Genomic DNA, 15,967 nt, shown 5'->3' with positions numbered 1-15,967 from the left:
GTCGCCCTCAGCCCTGGTCCGGGTAGCGGGGCAGGTTCTCCGTGGAGACGGTCCAGTCGGCGATGGTGACGTCCTCGCCGTAGACGAAGTCCTTGCGGGTGGCGTAGCGCGGGCCGTCCGGGGTGGCGTGGATGTCGGTGAGGACGGCGCCCGTGCCGGTGCGGGGGTCGAAGACGGCGTAGACGGGGATGCCGAGCAGGGGGTAGTCGCGCATCTTGCCGACCCAGTCGTTCTCGGGGTTGGAGCGGGACACGACTTCGATCGCGGCGATGAGCGTACGTGGATCGAAGGAGCCCGGGACCTCCATGTCCGACCAGGAGATCACCATGACGTCGGGGTGGCGCATGATGCCCTCGGGTTCTGCCTCTACGTCAGGCGTCCCCGTGTGAGCGACCAGCTCCTCCGGCATGACCTTCTCAAGGCGTTTCCGGAGATGCAGCGTGGTCAGCTCGTGCGGGCCGACGGGCGCCCTCATGTCGTGGACGATCCCTTCCTTGGTGATCTCGAATTTGCCGGGGAGGGTGTCGTCCATCGACTGAACGAAGTCCCGCATGGCTCGGTAGACGTGGGGGGCGCCGTGCTGCGCGTCGTCCGGGGCGATGGTCATGGCGCTCGCTCCTCGTCTGGGCCCGTGGGCAAGGATCGTCACGTTCATGCTAGGTGGCCCCCATGAGGCCGGGCATCAGGCCGGGCATGGGGTCGGGCCCGCAGTCGCGGCAGCGGCTGCCCTTCGGGCCTCGGAAGCCGCGGTCGCAGCCGTCGCAGTTCGTCATCTCGTAGTGAACGGGAGGAGGTGACGCCGGGGCGCGGTACGGCGGCAGGGGTGGCAGCCGTTCCGTGAGCCGGTGGGCCAGGAGGGCGGCCGGGCGGTGCAGCGGCTCGTTCGGGAGATCGTCGGTCAGGGCGTGGCGTACGGCGGTGGGGGTGAGGTCCCGCTCCAGCCAGGCGGCGACGCCCGGGGCGAGGTGCGCGGCGTCGCAGGCGGAGAGCAGCAGCCGGGGGTCCACGCGACGCAGGTCGGCGAGAAGATCGGTGGCGGTCTGGAGGAGGGTGGGGGAGCGGTAGGCGGGCTGGGGGACGGCGGGGAGGGGCTTGCGGGGTGCCTTCTGCTTCTGCCGGGGCGGGTGCGCCGGGCGTGCCACGGGCTTGTTGTCGGCCCTGTTGTGGCCGGGCTGGTTGCAGGAGGTCGTACGGGTGACGATCCGGCCGCCGGGGATACGTACGCGCTCCCGGCGCAGGTAGCCGTGGTCCTGCAACTCGTTCAGCGCTGCGGCGATCCGGGTCGCGCCCTCCTTGAAGCGGGCCGCGAGGCTCTTGATGTCGACGCGGGCGCCCTTCGGCAGCGACTGGATGTGCGTCGCCAGCCCGATCGCGAGGAGCGACAGCTCCGGGTGCTGGGCGAGGTGGTTGCCGATCACCGTGAAGCGGGTCGTGTGGCGGGTGTGCTCGTGGATCAGGCCGCCGCCGGAGCGGGGGGCCGGGCGCCGGTTCGGGTGTTTGTTGTCGGCAAGCCGGGCCTGGGCGCGCGAGGGCGCGCTAGGGTTCTGCGTATCCATCGGGAAGGTCTTCTCTTCCTTGGTGGTCAGGCCCTCGCACTGGGATTGCCGTCCCGGCGGGGGCCGTCGTATATCTGCGGTTGTTGTGCGGTTGCGGTGTCCTGCTGCGCTGAGCGTAAGGGCATCAACCGGCCCGAAATCCAGCCGAGTCGGCGATGTTCACCCGCGAGGGTGAGACCGCCCGCCGGGCGGGAGGAGGGGTGGGGTTTGGTGGGGTTCTTTCTCTCCCGGGTCCTTTGAGGGGTAGCCGCCCGCCGCACCGAAGCGCACATTTCCGGGTTCCGGTAGTACACGCACCTCACGGCTCGGAGAGGATGTCTGCCATGCCGAAGACCACGAAACTGCGCACGTACACCGTCCGGGACGGTCTGCTCGACGAGTGGGTGCAGCGTTGGCGGAGCGAAATCGTGCCGTTGCGACTGGAGTTGGGGTTCACGATCGGTGGAGCTTGGGTGGATCGTGAGAGCAACCGGTTCATCTGGCTCATCTCGTACGACGGTCCGGAGACCTTCGCCGAGCGCAACGCTCTGTACTGGTCGTCGCCCGAGCGCAAGGCCATGGGCCTGAACCCGGACGACTACCTTGTCGGCGACGACGAGCTCACCATCGAACAGGTCTACTGATGCACGACGTCACACGGGGTCGAGCGACAGCAGATGCTGCCGCCGTTCCTCGTGCGTGAGGGTGCGGAAGACCCTTCTCCGGGCGGTCGCCTCCAGCCCGTCGTAGTCCGGCTCCGCCCGCCACACCCGCGCTGTCCCGTCGGCCGATGCTGTGAGCAGGCGTGCACCGTCCGGGGACCAGGACACGGAGGTCACCTTGTCCTGGTGCACGCCGACTACGGCGATTTCCTTGAGGGTGGAGGCGGACCAGACCCGTACGGTGCGGTCGTCGGAGCCCGTGGCGATGTGCCGGCCATCGGGTGACCAGGCGACGGCGCGAAGCCGCCCCTCGTGCCCCTTGAGCACGTCGATGCGCCGTCCGGTGGCGACATCCCACACGGCGGCCGTCCAATCGGCGGAAGCGGTGGCGACCCTCGTCTCGTCCGGTGACCAGGCCACGTCCTCGACGTAGTTCTCGTGGCCGCGCAACACGGTGAACTGACGCCCCTCCTCGATGTCCCAGAGTCGGCACGTACGGTCGTCAGAACTGCTGGCGAGCCGCCGCCCGCTCGGCGACCAGGCCAAGCGCCCCACCCAGTCCTGGTGTTCCGTCAGTTTCAGCAGCTGGGTGCCATCGCGTGCGGACAGGACACACACGGCGCCGTCGTGACCACCGGTGGCGATCCGGCCGCCGTCCGGGGACCATGCGCACCCCTCGACGACCTCGCCCTGTCGTTCGAACAGTGTGCCGCCGTGTCCGTCGACAATCCGGAACAGGCCGTTGTTGGTGCCGAACGCGAGCCGTTCGCCCCGCGGAGCCCAGGCGACGGCCCAGACCCGGTCGGTCACCTCGGTCACCGGTCCGGCCGCGACGCCGGTGTCCGAGTCCCACACCCGCACGGTGCCGTCGTCCGAGGCCGTGGCGAAACGGCTGCCGTCACCGGACCAGGCAGCCTGGTTCACCGGGCGCCGGTGTCCGTCGGCCATGACGGTCTCGGCACCACGCGGACGCAGGTCCCACACCATGCCGGTGCCGTCGCTGGAGCTGGTGGCGAGCGCGGTCCCGCAGGGTGCCCAGGTGACGCCCCACACCGTGTCGGCGTGGCCACGCAGCACGGCCAGGACCTTGGCGTCCGCCGTGTCCACGATGCGCACTGTGCGATCGGAAGAGGCACTGGCCAGCATGCGGCCGTCCGGCGACCAGGCCAGGTTCCAGACGTAGTCGGCGTGTCCGCGCAGCAACAGGCGCAGTTCGCCGGTCCCGGCATCCCAGATGCGGGCGGTGTGGTCCCCGGAGCCGGTGGCGATGTGCCGCCCGTCCGGCGACCAGGCGATGCCCTCGACGAAGTCCGAGTGCCCGGTGAGCGTGGTGACCGCCTCCCCTGTCGCCAGGTCCCAGACGATCGCGCTCTGATCGTGGGAGGCGGAGGCGAGGCGGCTGCCGTCCGGTGACCACGCCACGCCCCAGACGTCTTCGCAGTGCCCACGCAGTTCGTGCGCGAGCCGCCCGGTATCGGCATCCCAGACCCGTACGACCCGGTCCTTGGAACTTGCGGCGACAAGTCTGCCGTCCGGCGACCAGGCCACCTGTCTGCTGACGTCTTCGGCACCGGTGAGCAGCCCGACCGGATCCCCCGAAGCGGCGTCCCAGATACGGACGACTCGGTCACGGCCGACGGTGGCCAGTCTTGCCGAGTCCGGTGACCAGGCGACGGACTCGACCATGACGCCGTCGCACGGCAGAACCAGCAACGGGCGTCCGGAGAGCGCGTCGTAGACGCGGCCGGTGCCGTCCCTGGAGGCCGTGGCCAGCATGCGGCCGTCCGGGGACCAGGCGATGTGCCGAACGGTGTCCGTGTGCCCGTCGAGCCGCGAGCGGAGGTGACTCGCCGCCAGCGCCGCCATCAGCCCACGCCTGGCAGAGGGCGTGGGTGCGCACTCGTCCAGCGCGGCGAGCGAGAGCAGCAGGGAACGCTCCGGTTCGCTCTGGGCGCTGAGCAGAACCTGACGGCCGATGCTGTCGGAGATCCTGCTCAGGAAAGTCAGGTCACGGCGCTGCGAGGACTCGACGAGCGCGCGGGCGGCTGAGGACGCCTGCCCGGATTCCTCCAGCGCTTCGAGCCAGCGCCGGGCCGCGGTGAGACGTTCCCCGGTGAGGAGATAGTCGTCACTTCGTCCGGCCCGCTCCCAGTCGGCCGCCCACCGCTCCAGCTCGGCGCGCTCACGGAGGCGTTCGGCCCGGGCCTCGACCTCCTGCCGCAACGGGGCCCACTGGCGGAACAGCGCCTCGTGGGTGACCTGCGCGAACGGCTCGCCGCCGGTCGCGGAACCGCCGCCCGTGGCATCGGTGCGCAGCAACCGGGCCTCGACGAAGGCATCGACGACATGGCGTTCCCGTTCGTCGAGTTCGGACAACGGCACATGGCGACGGGCCACGTCCTGGCCCTCGACGGTGACGAACTTGAGCAGGACCCGGAGGACGGAGTCGATGCCCAGGCCCGCACCGAGCCCGGTCACGGTGTTGTCCGCCTGGCGCGCGAGCGCGCCGGGCACTCCGCCGAGCCGCTGGTACAGCTCCTCGGTCACCGTCCCGCCGGGGCCAGCGGCGAAGAACAACTCCTGTAGGAGATAGGCGAGCAGCGGAAGCGCGTCGTCCGTCCCGGTCTCGCCGACGATCGAGTCGACGACACCGGACTCGAAGCGGAGCCCGACGAGGGCGCCGGGTCGCTCAACGGCTTCGACGAGCTGGGCCCGGCCCAGAGTTCCGATGGCGATGGGATGTTGGAGCAGCTCTGCTTGCCCCGTGCCGAGGAGCCTGCCGAGCAGATCCACACGGAGGGTGACCAGGACCCGAACCGCCGGGTCCTGGTCCACACAGTTGCGAAGCGCTTCCAGGAACTGGGCTCGTTCCCGCTCGCCCGCCAGGGTGACGACCTCCTCGAACTGGTCGACCACGAGGAGTATCCGCCGGAACCGCCCACCACGCAGCCGCGCCAACTCGGCTCGCAGCGCGTCCGGCCCCAGGCGAAGCCTGCGCAGCACGGCGCTCGCCGGTTCCTGTCCCTCCGAGGCAGCCGCCAGCGCCCCGGCGAGGGCGCCCAGCGGGCCGGCGCCCGGGGCGAAGGCCGGCACGACGGTCCAACGGCGTTGCCGAAGCCGGGGCATCACCCCGGCTCGGACCAGCGAGGACTTTCCGCTTCCGGAGGCCCCGACCAGCACCAGAAACCGTTCCGCCGGGCTGGCGGCAGTGGCATGCAGCCGACGTGTCAGTTCGGCCGCCTGCGCCTCGCGGCCGAAGAAGACGGCCGCCTCGTCCTCGTCGAACGCGTCGAGCCCCGGGTAGGGAACCCTGTCACGCGGCCACTCGATCCGGGGTGGTGCGGGATTCTCCAGCCGGTGGGCGACGACCTGCCCGACCACAAGCGCCAGGATCAGTACGCCGATGGCCGGAACGGAGAAGCGCCGAATGGCCTCCAGCGCCCAGGGAGCGTTGTCGGTACTGGTCGCGTAGTTGGTGGCGATCCCGAGCAAGCAGGCGACCAGCGCCAGCAGGACCTGGAGCACGACCTGCATACGGTTCCTCATCGAGTACCGCCCACCCCCGTCGTACCGGTCTCGAAGGACCGGCATCGCGCCACCCGTTCATGACCATCTTCTGGGGGTCCGCGGCGGTGTTCAACGGCGCGTACGGGTTTCGGCCATCACCAGGCGTTCGACTCAGGGTGCGAGCTTCACCTCGGCCCATACGGTCTTGCGCGGCGGCCGTCCCTCGGTCACTCCCCAGCGGTCGGCGAGAGCCTCGACGAGAAGGAGGCCTCGGCCGGACTCGGCTTCGGGGGAGGGGGGTTCGGGGTGGGGCAGCCGTTCGGGGCGGGTGTCCGTCACCTCGATGCGGAGGGTGACGCCGATGACGTACATCGTCAGATCGAAGTCACGACCCCGGACCCGTCCGTGCGTCGCCGCGTTGGCCGCCAGCTCGGCGACCAGGTGGTCCGCCGGGTGCAAGGGCAGCTCCCACGCGCGCAGTTGCTCGGTGGCGAGGAGGCGGGCGAGGCGGGCTCCGCGAGGTGTGGGTGACAGCCGGACGCTGAAGTTGCGGAGGGGGCTGACGAGTTCGGTGTCGGGGGCGACGGTTTCCGGATTCACGTCACTCAGCGTGGCGGTGCGCGCCTAGTGTGAACAGTGACTACGCCGGTACGTACGGTTACTGTCCAGGGCTTGTCCGGCGCTGTCCAGCCTGTCCGGAACCGGCGTACGGGTAAGGGGCGTTACGTCACGGCGGTACGGCGGAGGGGTGCGCGATGAGTGTGGACGGGCTCAAGGACGCTACGGACGAGCCGGGTTGGGAGGTGGACCCGGACGACGACTGGGGCGTCGCGGTCGTCGAGACCGTGGGGCGTCAGTTGAAGCTGAGGCGTGAGGCCGTCGGCATGCGGGTGGCGGACTTCGCGGTGGCGATCGGGTACGGCGAGGACCTGGTCTACAAGATCGAGGCCGGGAAGCGGATTCCCCGGCAGGAGTATCTGGACAAGTCCGACGAGGTGTTGGAGGCGGGCGGGCTTGTCTCGGCGACGTGGGAGGACGTGAAGAAGGTCCGGTACCCGAAGAAGGTGCGGGAACTGGGGAAGCTGGAGGGGCAGGCGGTTGAGATCGGGGTCTACGAGTGCAACAGCATCAACGGGCTGTTGCAGACGCCGGAGCATGCGAGGGCTGTTATCGGTGCCGCTCAGCCGCCGTACTCACCGGACGACGTGGCACGCATGGTGGCAGCTCGGATGGCCCGGCAATCGGTCTTCGAGCGCTCGCCGGCTCCAGCGGTCAGTTTCGTCCTGGAAGAGGGTGCTCTGAGGCGACCCATCGGAGGCACAATGGTGTGGCGTCAGCAGCTTGAACGACTGCTGGAGGTGGGACGGTTGCACAACGTCGTGCTTCAGGTGATGCCGATGAGTAGTGACACCCACTCCGGTCTAGATGGTCGGATCGAGCTGTTGAAATTCGCGGACGGTACGGCTGTGGGCCGCTCCGACGGCGCGTTCAATGGCCGACCGACCTCTGAGCCTAGGCATCTGCGCATCCTTGAACTGCGGTATGGCACCATCCGGGCTCAGGCGCTCTCTCCGGGGGAGTCGCTGGCCTTCGTCGAGCAACTGCTGGGAGAAACATGATCCGCAAGACCACTGCCGGGGACGCCTCCGAGCTGGCGTGGTTCAAGAGCAGTTACAGCAGCGGCAACGACGGCGAGTCCTGCGTCGAGATTGCCACGGCCCTCGGCACCGTCCACATCCGCGACTCCAAAGACATACGCCTCCCTCAGCTCACCCTCACCCCATCCGCCTGGGCGCACTTCGTGCCGTACGCGGCCGGGAGCTGACGGCGCACGGCTGCGGTGTCGGCGAGGTATGTCACCGCCCTGCCCGCTCCCTGGCTTCGAATACCTCGAAGTCGAGGAAGCCGTCAGCATTGGCCTGAAGCCAGTGCAACGCACGGGCTCGGTTGATGGTGTCTCGCTTGGTCCTGGTGTCCAGCCGCTGCTGGGCGAAGGCCGGCAACGCGTCGTCGATGTCGATCAGAGTGCGGTTCATGGGGGCCTCCACGCGGTGGGCGTAACCGTGTGTCGGAGGCGTCCCGTGCCGGAGCGTTGTCGGCACGGGACGCGTTCTCGTCGAGTCAGGCAGCGTCTTCGATGATGTCGAGCGGCGGGAGGTGCTTGACGATCTCGATGGTCGCGAGGCTCACCGTCACGACGCGCATGAGCAGCTTGACGATGTACTCCGGGTCGTCGGACCAGTCGTTGGGGTCGTTGACGATGCCGGACTTCGGGTCGGTCTTCACCTGGTACCGGTCGATGATCCACTCGATCGCCGAACGGGCGCCGAGCTGGTACTCGTACGCCTCCTCCGGGATGTTCTCCAGCGTGACGTGGTTGTTGTAGACGATCCGCGTCCGGTCCTGGACACCCTTCACCTTCGGGATCTTCATCTTCGTCACCCGCAACAGCTCGTCCTGGGGCATGTCCGGACGGGTGTGGGTGAGCGTCCTCACGATGCCGCCGAAGGGCTTCGCGGACTCGTAGTTGATGTGCAGCTCGGAGAGCTGGCGGCCGGCCTCGGCGAACGCCCGGAAGGCGCGCACCTTCGGGATACGCGGCAGGGACTTCTTCAGGTCGGCGGCGTAGGCCTCGCGGTAGGCGGGGGAGTGGAGGAGGCCGTAGACGTAGAAGAAGATGTCGTCCGTCGTCAGGTCGGGGGCCGTGTCCGCGTACGTCTTGCGATACGCGGCGAGGGTGGCGCTCGTGATGTTGTCGATGCGCTCGTAGGCGGCGCCGCCGCCGTCTTCGTCGCCGAAGTCGAAACCGCCTTCTACGGCGAGCTCGCGGTAGGTGTAGCGGGCGAAGAACTGGCCGGCACTGCCTGCGCCTGTGACGTGCAGGTCGGGGATGCTATCCAGCATGAGCACCGAGAAGGGGACCGCCGATCCATTGCCGACGTTGTAGAAGCCGAAGTTCTCGTGATCCGGTGTCGGGAATAGCTGCGGCATCTTGCCGGGGCGATGGTTGAGGTCCCGGTCGAAATACACTGCCTGGCGGCTGAAGGGGCGATACAGGCCCGTGGTGACGCGTTCCGGGGAGTACTCCACACGTTTGCCCTGCGCCAGCTTCGAGATCAGGCTCGACGACCAGCTGATTCGTTCCGCATCGCGGTCGATGTAGCGATCCGCGTCGGCGACTTGAGGCTGCGTAACGCCTGAAACCTTGCAGTGCTCTTGAAAACCAGTCACCTGCTCGTTGTAGAAGTCCACCATCGACTCAACGTTCTCGCGGAGCCGCTGCTCGGAGAAGTTGTAAACCCAGGGGTCGCGATTGGTCTGGAGCCCGGCTGAGTGAAGCGCGAAGATGGCTCCGCCCCGAGCGGCGGTCTCGCTGATAGGAGCAAACGTCGCGAACCGCTCATCCCTCTGGTTGATCCAGTCACCGTCCGCGTTCGGTGTGATCCGCTCCCACTCCACCGTCTCCAGGCTCTGCCCGGCGATGAGGCCGAGCTTCTCCTCGCGGCTGCGGTAGTCCCCGATGTCCCGGTAGAACAGCCCGCGCGGCGCATCCGTGCGGCCGCCCTTGACCAGGACGATCACGGCGACGGTGTTGCGGCTGCCGGAACCGAAGATCTTGCCGCCCTCCTTGCGGGACAGTTCACCGGCCGTTCGCTGGTTGCCGCGCAGGTTGTAGCAGTACACCGCGTCGAACTCGTCCGTCAGGGACTTGCGGACGCCGTCCGCCGTGTTGCCGTCGATGTAGCCGCCGTTGGAGACGAACGCCACGACGCCCTCGTCCTTGATCCGGTCCGAGGCCCAGCGGAAGGCACGCAGGTAGGAGTCGTAGAGGGAGTTCTTGTTCTTCGCTGTCGACCTGGCCGCGTAGGTCTCCTGGATACGGCCGTCCAGAGCCTCGTACTTGATGTTCTGGTTGTCATCGTTCTGGCTGTCCTGCCCCACCGAGTACGGCGGATTCCCCAGCACGACCCGGATGTCCTGCCCCATCTGCTTCCGCGCCCGCTCGCTGTTCCCCGACAGCACGTCCCCGAAGAGTCGCCCCTCCTCGGACTCCGCGAGTTGGAACGTGTCCGTCAGGACGATGCCCTCGAACGGCACGTACGCGTCGGCCCCGGTGCCAGCCGCGTCCGCCCCGGCCTCCGCGTACAGGTCGTGGAACGCCGCCTCGATGTTGACCGCCGCGATGTAGTACGCCAGCAGCACGATCTCGTTCGCGTGCAGTTCACGCGTGTACTTGCGCAGCAGGTCCGCCTGCTTGATCAGGCCGGACTGGAGGAGCCGTACCACGAACGTGCCCGTGCCCGTGAACGGATCGAGTACGTGTACGTCCTCGTCGGACAGCGACCGGCCGAAATGCCGTCCGAGCGCCTGGTCGGCCGAGCGCAGGATGAAGTCGACGACCTCGGTCGGTGTGTAGACGATGCCGAGCGCGTCCGCGGTCTTGGGCAGCGCCGTCTTGAAGAACTTCTCGTACAGCTCCGTGATGACGCGCTGGCGGCCCTCGTGGTCGGTGATGCCCTCCGCGCGCACCCGTACCGACTCGTAGAACCCCTCAAGGGTCTTGGCCTCCGCCGAGATCGTGTCGTCGTCCAGGACGTCCAGCATCCGTTGCATCGCCTGTGAGACGGGGTTGTGGTCGGCGAACGCGTAGTCCTGGAACAGCGCGTCGAAGACCGGCTTGGTGATGAGGTGCTGGGCGAGCATGTCGATGGCGTCGGAGTCGGTGACACCGGGGTTTATGTTCGAGCGCAGTTCCTCGACGAACTCACTGAAGGCCGCCGCCTTGTGGGGGACCGTCAGGCCCGCCCTGATGCGGGCGACATGCCGCTCCGCGATCAGTGCGATGTCCTTGGCCCACTGCTCCCAGTAGGTACGCTCACCGACCTTGTCGACGATCCGGGCGTAGATGGCCGTGCGCCACGCCTCGTCGAACTCCAGACGGTCCTGGACGTACTGGGCGGACTGCCGCTCCTTGTCCTTCTTGGCCTGGGCGCTCTCCTGGGTGCTGCTGCCGTCCCGGTCGCCGACCGATTCGTCCCCGGCGCCGATCGTGCCGATGCCGATGGTGTTCGGGGCCTTCTTGTTGAGCTCGATCTGGTTGACGGACGCGTTGAAACGGTCGTCGTGGGCGCGCAGGGCCTGGAGGACCTGCCAGACGGTCTTGAAGCGGCGGTTGTCCGCCAGGGCCTCCTCCGGGGACATCCCGGCGGGGACGGCGACGGGCAGGATGATGTAGCCGTAGCGCTTGTCCGGTGCCAGGCGCATCACGCGGCCGACGGACTGCACGACGTCGACGACGGAGTTGCGCGGCTGGAGGAAGAGGACCGCGTCCAGGTTCGGGACGTCGACGCCCTCGGACAGGCAGCGGGCGTTGGACAGGATGCGGGCGTTGTTCGGGCCCGGGTCCTGCTTGAGCCAGTCGAGGAGGTCATTGCGGCGGAGTGTGTTGAACGTGCCGTCGATGTGCTGGACATCGCAGTTCAGCAGCTCGTCGTCCGCGTCCTGGTACGAGGAGACGATCTCGTTGAAGTGGTTGGCGACGGCCTGGGAGTCCTTGATGGAGCGGGCGAAGGCGACCGCCCGGCGCATCGGCTCCTCGCCGGGCTCGAAGTGGGTGCCGTCGCCGAACGTGCCGGTGCGCTTCGCCAGGCCGTTCCAACAGCCGATGATCTTGGCGGCGTCGTCGAGGTTCAGCTCGGGGCCGCCGGCCGCCAGACCCTGCTGGTAGGACTTGGCGACCACGTCCTGGTCGACGGTGAGGATGAGTACCCGATAGTCGGTGAGCAGGCCCTGTTCGACGGCCTTGCCGAAGCCGAGACGGTGGAACTCCGGGCCGTACAGGCTCTCGTCGTCCATCGAGGCCAGGACGGCGGAGGCGTCCTTGGCGTCCGCCTTGGTGTCCTCGTTGTAGATCCTCGGGGTCGCCGTCATGTAGAGGCGGCGGGTGGCACGTACGACGTCGTTGTCATGGACCCGGACGAAGTTCGACTCGTCGTGACCCGCGAGCGTGACGCCCGTGGTCCGGTGCGCCTCGTCGCACAGAATCAGGTCGAAGGCGTCGAGTCCCATCTCCTGCGCCTTGGCGATCGTGCCGATCGACTGGTAGGTGGAGAAGACCACCGTCAGGCCGGGACCGGCGGGTGGCTCGGTCCCATCGCCCTCGACCTGGGCGAGCAGGCGGGCGGGGTCCGTGGTGGCGGGCAGCGCCAGGTCATGCGTGGCCATGTCCAGGTCGTCGGCGTCGACCCGGCCCCGGGAGACCTTGGCGTCAGAGCAGACCGCGAAGGCCCGCAGCGGGGTCTCGGCTTCCGACCTCCACTCCCGCAGGGTCTGCGACAGCAGCGCGATGGAGGGCACGAGGAAGAGGACCCGGGTGTGCTCGCCCAGTCCGCCGGCGGCCCGCTCGGCCGCCAACCGCTCCACGATTTTCAGGCCCGTGAACGTCTTCCCGGTGCCGCAGGCCATGATCAGCTTGCCGCGCTCGTGCTCCGCGAAGCCCTGGAACACCGCGTCGATGGCCTCACGCTGATGCGGGCGGGGAGACTTCTTGCCCCGCAGGGTGAGCTCCACCCCGCCTGCTTCGCCGCTCGCGGGCAGTCGCCACTCCACCCGGCTCGCGGCGATCTCCGACAGACCGAGCCGCTGCACGGGGATCTGCTGGTTGTACATTGCCGCCTCGGCGTTCGGCCCCCATCTGTCCGTGGTCGAGATGATCAGACGGCGGGTGAAGCCGCCCTGTCCGGAGGCGGTGAAGAAGGAGTCGATGTCAGGCTTCTGGACCGTGTGATCCGGTTCGTAGCACTTGCACTGGATCGCCCAGAGGGCGCCGGTCTCCCGCTCCTGGGCCACCAGATCGATACCCAGATCCTTCTGGTTACCGGCCGCGCCTGGCCACTCGCTGTACATCCACACCCGGCTGAACTGCTCGCTCCACACCGGGTCCGTACTGAGAAAGCGCACCATGAGTCGCTCGAAGGCGGTACCGATTTCTCGATTGGTCCTCGACTTCTCGCGAATCACCCGAAGCACGTCATGCACGGTGGTGGACACGGAGGCTCGCTCTCTGCTCAGCCCGGTATGACCCGAAGGCGTCTGGAAGGCCGGCTAGGCCGACTTCCCAGCACAGTAGTCCGGCGCACTGACAAGAGGGGAACGGACGACGGGGGGAACCTCTGTGCTCGGCGTCGCCGACGCCGTTGCCGCGACGATCGTCACAGAGCACCTCGACAACGATATTTTCCCCAGCGTCACCATGCCCTTACTGTTCGTGGCCGGTCAGACCGTCACTGTGTGACCTCGGCGACGCCGGTACTCCGAGGGCCCGGAACTGTCCCGTCGGCAACCAGTTCCGCCACCGCGTCGCCGTGGTTGCGGACCAGGTAGTCCATGGCGTGTTCGGTGGAGGACTGGTACTCCAGTTGTTGCCCGTAGAAGCGGAGCCGAGTCTCGCAGTCCTGGACGAGTTCGCCCCAGGTGCGGACCCAGATCCGGTACGTCGGCTGGTTCAGGGCGCATCCGGGGGGATTGTGGGGCTGGTGGGACAGCTCGCGCAGCGTGTCCGTCATGTCGTTTCCGACCAGCCAGAAGTCCCATGTGGTGCGGGTGTCCCGGAACCGGTCGTCCTTCCGGACGGCCTGTGCGTAGCTGCTGAGCTGCTCGAACTCGCCCGATCCCAGGGTGAGGCCGGGGCGTTTGAGTTCGACCACCAGGTGGTGCCGTTCGTCATGTCGATGCCGGGACGCTCTCGACAGCATGAGGTCGACAATCCCCTGGCGCCCGTCGGGCCGGAGCACGGGAGGGCCCGCCGGCTTCTCGCGGCCCAGCAGGTGGCAGTGCTTCCGCAGAACCTCGGTGAGGCTTCGATCGCTCACATGCAGGCCGTACTCCTCGCCGAAGATCCAGCACTCGTTCTCCAGGATTCGGTGGAGTTCGGAGCGCTCCTTCACGCGGTTCTTGGCGTGGGGGTCGAAGACGAGGTGCTCCAGAGCCGCCAGGAAGTCCAGCCGACTGGTCGCGGCCGTGGAGGCCTTGAGCAGAGCCGACAAGGGAGTGCGGTCGAGGAGTCGATTGAGCTGCTCCCGTTCCTGCTTGGAAAGGCTGAACAGCTCCTCGGCGATGCGCAGGACGTCCGAGGGCTCGTGAGCGAGCACGGACCGAAGCAGGGCGAACGTGGTCCTGCGCGTTCCGGTGGACTTGGGCAGGTGACGGAAGACGGTCGTGGCCACCGCGTCGAACGTCTCGCGCTCGGTGCGTTCGCGTGCGTCGGCGGGTTGCCCCGCGTACGGGTAGATGCCTTCCCTGCGCCATTGCGCGACCTGTTCCCGTCGTCGTTCGTCCACGCGTGCGCGGAAGTGAGCCTTGAGCCGGTCACGGGCCGTCGTGAGGACTTCGGCCAGCGGTCCGTGCGGCGCCCAGTCGGTGAAGGCGAGGTCTTCGGAGTCGATGTCGTCGAAGCCGGACCAGCTGAGATGCGCCGTGAACTCGAAGCCCGGGGCCTGGATGCCCGGCTTGAGCTGCGCTCGCGACATGCCCTCGCCGTCGCACAGGAAGAGCGCGCGGGTGACGGGCTTGCGCCACTCGACCACCTTCAGACGCGCGAGGTCGCCGCTCCGGCCGCTCCGAGCGGCGGGGGAAGGCAGGTCGTAGTCGCTGACGTGCGACTGTTCGGCGGCCGGGTCGAGGTTCTGGCCGTCGTACTCGATCCGGACGTCCGGGTACTTCTCCAGGTACGTGGCGAAGGCCGTGGTGAGCGATGAGTGGGCCCGGTCGTCCGCGAGGATGTCCAACTGTTCGTCCCCGCCGAACGCCTCGAAGAGCGTGCCGGTCGGATCGTCGGTGGGTTCCGGATCGCCGATGTCGAACTCGTCCATCGAGCGCCGGTCCGCCTCTATCACCAGCTGCTGTCGGCCCCCGAGCGCGTCGCTGACGCTGGTCCAGCGCACCTGGGTACCGAGGGCGAAGGCACGCACCCGGCCGCGCCCGTTCTTGCCGTGCAGAGCGCGCTTCTTTACCGGGCTGCCCTGCGCGCGCTTCTTCCAGGAGGCGCCGATCGGCCGGAAGTACTCCTCGCAGTGCTCGGCCGACATCCCGCTGCCGTCGTCCTGGACCCTGACCCGGTCCACGCCACCCAGGTCGTTGCGCTCCAGCGTGACGACCACGTGCCCGGCATCGGCGTCGACGCTATTCCAGATCAGCTCCTCGACCGCGCCGATCGGATCGCGCAGCCGCGCCAGCTCGGCGACGTGTTCCCGACTGGTCTCCAGCCGCACCTTCACCATGACGTCGGTTTCTCCGGTTCTGTCATACCTGCCTGATCGAAGGCAAAGTCTGCCCTCTCCGGTGGGTTTGACGTGTGGAATCGCCGCGCGATCACTCTTGGTACTCTGCCGCCTCTCGTACGGACATCCATTCGAAGAGGTGTGAATGAAGACAGGCAGACGAACCGTCGCGGTGGCCACGCTCGTGGGGGCGCTCGGGCTCTCGGTGCTGAACGCGCCGGCGGCTCAGGCGGCGGACACCGGTATCACCGTGTCGGACATCGTCATCAATCACGGCAAGCCGATCGTGGTCGGCACGTCGAAGGAGGTGGAGCCGCCCATGACGTTCAACCTGGCGCTGCCGGCCGGGTACAGCGTCGAGGGCACGGCGGGCAGCTGGCACGCGTACCCGTTCCTCTACCGGGGCGATTTGAAGAAGGCCGCCGACACCGGGGAGAACTACATCGGACCGGGCGGCTACACCTGCTACGCAAGCGACTCCAGGCACGCTCACTGCGAGGGCAACCTCTACATCGACCCGCACCCGAGCCAGGAGCACGTCGACTCCAACAGCGACGCCACCACGTGGAAGGTCGCCGTCTCGCTCCGTCTGTTCAAGGCCAGCGGGGCTCTCAAGGCCGGGGAGATCGAGAAGCGGTCCAAGACCGTCCAGCTCAAGCGCGCTGCCAAGGCGACCGTCAACGCCACCCCCGAGCCGGTCACCAAGGGCAAGAAGATCACCGTCACGGGCAAGCTGACCCGGGCGAACTGGAGCACGAAGAAGTACGACGGCTACGGCGGCCGTACCGTGAGCCTCCAGTTCAAGGCCAAGGGCACCGACACCTTCAAGACGGTCAAGAAGGCCACCACCAGCAGCACGGGGGCGCTGAAGACCTCGGTCACGGCCTCCGCCGACGGCTCGTACCGCTGGGTGTACTACGGGAACAGCACGACCGGCGTCGCCACCGGCGCGTCGGACTACGTCGACGTGCGCTGACCGCCCGGA

Annotated in this window: 11 protein-coding genes; 4 read left to right on the top strand and 7 right to left on the bottom strand. The window is 68.1% G+C overall.

Annotated features, from left to right (window positions below):
• Positions 1–7 precede the first annotated feature (7 nt).
• Both K1J60_RS17335 and K1J60_RS17330 read right to left on the bottom strand, forming a co-directional pair.
• Complete coding sequence (locus K1J60_RS17335; protein WP_220646997.1) at positions 8–607, bottom strand: Uma2 family endonuclease; 600 nt, start codon at positions 605–607, stop codon at positions 8–10.
• A 49-nt stretch (positions 608–656) separates the two neighbouring features.
• Positions 657–1,556 carry a helix-turn-helix domain-containing protein gene (locus tag K1J60_RS17330; protein WP_220646996.1) on the bottom strand — a complete coding sequence of 300 codons (900 nt, stop codon included), beginning with the start codon at positions 1,554–1,556 and terminating at the stop codon, positions 657–659.
• A gap of 323 nt (positions 1,557–1,879) precedes the next feature.
• On the opposite strand from K1J60_RS17330, the gene K1J60_RS17325 reads away from it, so the two are divergent.
• Positions 1,880–2,179 carry an NIPSNAP family protein gene (locus tag K1J60_RS17325; protein WP_093789479.1) on the top strand — a complete coding sequence of 100 codons (300 nt, stop codon included), beginning with the start codon at positions 1,880–1,882 and terminating at the stop codon, positions 2,177–2,179.
• A 9-nt stretch (positions 2,180–2,188) separates the two neighbouring features.
• On the opposite strand, the gene K1J60_RS17320 is transcribed toward K1J60_RS17325, so the two are convergent.
• Complete coding sequence (locus K1J60_RS17320) at positions 2,189–5,731, bottom strand: nSTAND1 domain-containing NTPase (RefSeq protein WP_220646995.1); 3,543 nt, start codon at positions 5,729–5,731, stop codon at positions 2,189–2,191.
• A 144-nt stretch (positions 5,732–5,875) separates the two neighbouring features.
• Complete coding sequence (locus K1J60_RS17315) at positions 5,876–6,313, bottom strand: ATP-binding protein (protein WP_221524330.1); 438 nt, start codon at positions 6,311–6,313, stop codon at positions 5,876–5,878.
• A 146-nt stretch (positions 6,314–6,459) separates the two neighbouring features.
• Here K1J60_RS17315 and K1J60_RS17310 point away from each other — a divergent pair, with 146 nt between their 5' ends.
• Complete coding sequence (locus K1J60_RS17310; RefSeq protein WP_220646994.1) at positions 6,460–7,323, top strand: helix-turn-helix domain-containing protein; 864 nt, start codon at positions 6,460–6,462, stop codon at positions 7,321–7,323.
• Positions 7,320–7,529, top strand: a complete 210-nt coding sequence (locus K1J60_RS17305; RefSeq protein WP_220646993.1) for a DUF397 domain-containing protein — start codon at positions 7,320–7,322, stop codon at positions 7,527–7,529. The genes K1J60_RS17310 and K1J60_RS17305 overlap by 4 nt, the downstream gene beginning before the upstream one ends.
• A 31-nt stretch (positions 7,530–7,560) precedes the next feature.
• Here K1J60_RS17305 and K1J60_RS17300 read toward each other — a convergent pair whose 3' ends face one another.
• From K1J60_RS17300 to K1J60_RS17290, 3 genes are all read right to left on the bottom strand, one after another.
• A complete protein-coding gene (locus K1J60_RS17300; protein ID WP_220646992.1) occupies positions 7,561–7,740 on the bottom strand; it encodes a DUF2191 domain-containing protein in 180 nt (59 codons plus the stop codon).
• 85 nt (positions 7,741–7,825) lie between these two features.
• Positions 7,826–12,733, bottom strand: a complete 4,908-nt coding sequence (locus K1J60_RS17295; protein WP_220646991.1) for a DEAD/DEAH box helicase — start codon at positions 12,731–12,733, stop codon at positions 7,826–7,828.
• A 254-nt stretch (positions 12,734–12,987) separates the two neighbouring features.
• Positions 12,988–14,982, bottom strand: coding sequence for an ATP-binding protein (locus tag K1J60_RS17290; RefSeq protein WP_220646990.1), 1,995 nt, complete (start codon positions 14,980–14,982; stop codon positions 12,988–12,990).
• Positions 14,983–15,127: 145 nt separating this feature from the next.
• Here K1J60_RS17290 and K1J60_RS17285 point away from each other — a divergent pair, with 145 nt between their 5' ends.
• On the top strand, positions 15,128–15,958 hold the full coding sequence (locus K1J60_RS17285) for a hypothetical protein (protein WP_220646989.1): 831 nt from the start codon (positions 15,128–15,130) through the stop codon (positions 15,956–15,958).
• The last annotated feature ends 9 nt before the right edge of the window (positions 15,959–15,967 follow it).

Origin of the sequence: Streptomyces akebiae (assembly GCF_019599145.1) — a bacterium.
Classification (GTDB): domain Bacteria; phylum Actinomycetota; class Actinomycetes; order Streptomycetales; family Streptomycetaceae; genus Streptomyces; species Streptomyces akebiae.
This window is presented reverse-complemented; position numbering and strand designations above follow the sequence as displayed.